Annotated in this window: 4 protein-coding genes; all 4 read right to left on the reverse strand. The window is 66.8% G+C overall.

Annotated elements, in window-relative coordinates; all coding sequences use genetic code 11:
- A partial coding sequence (locus PLJ28_RS15725; RefSeq protein WP_324590425.1) for a M48 family metalloprotease occupies window positions 1-453 on the reverse strand: 453 nt, incomplete at its 3' end.
- Window positions 454-499: 46 nt separating this feature from the next.
- Window positions 500-694 carry a hypothetical protein gene (locus PLJ28_RS15730; RefSeq protein WP_298041958.1) on the reverse strand — a complete coding sequence of 65 codons (195 nt, stop codon included), beginning with the start codon at window positions 692-694 and terminating at the stop codon, window positions 500-502.
- A gap of 341 nt (window positions 695-1,035) precedes the next feature.
- Entirely contained in the window at window positions 1,036-1,302 is a 267-nt protein-coding gene (locus PLJ28_RS15735; RefSeq protein WP_298041956.1) for a hypothetical protein, read from the reverse strand.
- 56 nt (window positions 1,303-1,358) lie between these two features.
- Window positions 1,359-1,739 carry a hypothetical protein gene (locus PLJ28_RS15740; RefSeq protein WP_298041953.1) on the reverse strand — a complete coding sequence of 127 codons (381 nt, stop codon included), beginning with the start codon at window positions 1,737-1,739 and terminating at the stop codon, window positions 1,359-1,361.
- Between the last annotated feature and the right edge of the window lie 361 nt (window positions 1,740-2,100).

A 2,100-nucleotide genomic window follows, 5' to 3' on the forward strand; every position in this document is an offset into this window, starting at 1 on the left:
TCCGCCTCGTTCGGCGGCCCACCGGTCCGCGGCGTACTCATGCGGATGGAACAGCCAGCGCGCGGCGACGGCCAGGAGCGCCATAGCGGCCAGCAGACCGAAAACGAACCCGTTTGCTAGTGCCGTCCCGGTTTGCCAGGCCAGCCAGGGCCCGATGATCAGGGGACATACTGCCGCCGCCAGTCCGGCAAGCTTGAAGCTGCTGCGGGCGGCCTGCTGGTGTTGCTCAGCCACATGTCCCAGCTCGTGCAGGGCAACGAACCGGGCCTCGTCCGAGTCGCGCAGAATCGTGCGCCGCAGTTCGATGAGCCGTCCTCCAAACCGGGCCTTAGAGGTACCAGTATCACGCCACCGCACCTCGGGGGGCGTGAACCCCTCCCGCAGGGCGGTGGCGCGCACCAGCGCCTCCACCTCGGCCTCGGTGGACAACTCCCCCATCACGTCCTCACACATCCCGTTCTCCGTCCCCACCTGATCCTGGACTTGACCCACGCCGTGGTTAGAGCGCGGCCAGGATGCCTTGGTGCTCGGCCTCGCTGGCCCCGGGCAGGGCGTGGATGATGCCGTTCTTGATCTCGATCCAGCGGGCCACATAGTCCCCCAGTTCCCCCGCCCGGGCGTTATAGCCAGCCTGGTAGGCGCGCACCACAGCCTTGGTCTCCTCGCCCCCGTAGGAGCGATAAGCCTCCAGCACGAGACGGCCAGTGTCATCACCTGGATGGTGCGCGTCCCCGATGGTGGACGCCGGAGTGCCCTCAGCCCCGTGGGCTATGTCCGCGGCCTGCTGGCCTACGCGCTGGGCGCGCACGATCAACCGGTTCAACGGCTGCATTAATCCCCCTCCTTCTCTCTTAGCTTTGGGCACCAGGCCACGGGTACAGCGAGTCATAAAGGACGAGGCCCTTGGCACGGACGGCTTCGTGAGTGTCAGTCATGACTCTTCTTCCCGCGGGTGGTTGGTGGTGAGTCTAGGGACCGCTGCGGACACCGGAGGGGATAGACCCCTCCGGTGTCCGCAGCGGTTGGCGACGGTGATCAATGGGAACGGATCAGAACCGGGTCGATGCCGTCGCCGAACTCGGCGCCGGGGAAACAACGCGGGTGGATGCCGCTGATGATCTGCTCGCGCAGCCGACGATCGAGCTCGGGTAGGGCGTCCTGGACCGGTTGGTCGTCCATCAGGGCATCGGCCCCGGACTGGGGGACGGTGATCCAGCCTTGCTGGCCACACAACGGGCAGGACGGGGTGAGGATGTCGGCGCAGTCTTCTTGCATGCTGTCGTAGATGGCGTGGCGGGTCATGGTGGGCCTCCTTCCTGGGGCCGGCCCGGCTGGGCCGGCCCCACTGAGCGGGTGGGTCAGTTGGTGTGGCCGATGGCCATTTCGATCTCTTCCAGGACGGACAGCACCGGGGTACCGGGCTGGCCGTTGACGTACTGGATGGTGGCCAGCGCTTGACGCAGCGCCGCGGCCGGTCGGGTGGAACCGTGGATATTGGCGAAGGCCAGCAGGTGCGCGATCAGAGTGATGCGTTCGGTCTCCCGCTCATCGCTGGGGCCATTGAAACGGTCCTCCACGGCCAGCACGGCCAGGCGAATGGCGGCACCGGTCAAGGTGTCGTGAATGGACCCGAAGGCCTCCAGGGCCGGATACGTCCGACCATTTGTGGTGGTGGTGACCGGCGGGGTCGAGACCTGGCTCGTGTGATCGTGAGTTTCGACGGGATGAGTGGTGTGCATGGGTTGCTCCTTGGGTGGTGGGGGCCCGCGAGGCCAGCCGGTCGCGGTTCCTCTCCCCCGTATTTTTTTGCCTGCTGGCGAAACGTAGTGAAGCTGCCCCGGACGGAACCGACATCAACCCGCAGGGCGGTGCCGGCAGAAGTTCTGCGAGGAAATAAGCGACCGAGGAACGAGGAAGCGCCGAGCAGAAGTTCTGCCGGTACCGGCCCCGGAGCGCCAGCGGAGGGGCTTGTGCCGGTGGAGCCGGGGCGCATAATCCGAAGGACAGCAGGCAAAAAAGAAGGCCCGTCAGGGCCAACCCTGCTCCGCCGCCGTTCCGGCGGAGCAGGGCAACAGCCGGCCGCCTGCGGCCGACCGCATG

This window comes from Citricoccus sp., assembly GCF_035445025.1.
Taxonomy (GTDB): Bacteria; Actinomycetota; Actinomycetes; order Actinomycetales; family Micrococcaceae; genus Citricoccus.

Coding starts and splice junctions, on each gene's coding strand:
- PLJ28_RS15735 (WP_298041956.1), bottom strand. CDS start 1,302: ATGACCCGCCACGCCATCTACGACAGCATGCAAGAAGACTGCGCCGAC.
- PLJ28_RS15740 (WP_298041953.1), bottom strand. CDS start 1,739: ATGCACACCACTCATCCCGTCGAAACTCACGATCACACGAGCCAGGTC.